Raw genomic sequence first — 413 nt, 5'->3', positions numbered from 1 at the left:
CACCCGCACGACGTGCCATCCCTCGGCGCGTGCCTGGGGACGGGTGGTGTCCACGGCGAAGACGTCGCCGCCCGTGTACGCGGAGAGCCGCTCGGCGACGGGCGGCGGGCGGCGCCGGGTGCCGCTGCTCGGCCCGGCGGGGGCGGCCGTCCGGGAACTCGCGCCGGGCCGGCGGGGCCAGAGGGAGAGGCTGTCCTGCCGGTGGTACGCCCACAGGGCGTGTTCCAGTTCGCTCCTGGGCGGTCCGCCGCGACTGCGCAGCGCGGGCAGGGCGCGCCGGGCGGCCGGCGTCGACATGCTCCAGCGGACCATCAACGCCTCGTAGACGGCCGCCCGGACGGCGCGCTCGACCGCGGAGGGCCGGTCGGGTGGGCCGTGCTGTCTCGAGGCGGGCGGGCCGTGCTGTCCTGAGG

The 413-nt window shown here is 78.7% G+C and carries 1 protein-coding gene; it reads right to left on the bottom strand.

Going from position 1 to position 413, the window contains the following annotated elements:
• The coding region (locus tag GL263_RS27860; RefSeq protein ID WP_182858475.1) for a hypothetical protein at nucleotides 1-312 on the bottom strand (312 nt) is incomplete at its 3' end.
• Nucleotides 313-413 lie beyond the last annotated feature (101 nt).

The organism is Streptomyces durbertensis, assembly GCF_014156695.1.
GTDB lineage: Bacteria > Actinomycetota > Actinomycetes > Streptomycetales > Streptomycetaceae > Streptomyces > Streptomyces durbertensis.
The sequence above is the reverse complement of the archived record's forward strand: the minus strand, read 5'-3'. Positions and strand labels throughout refer to the sequence as shown.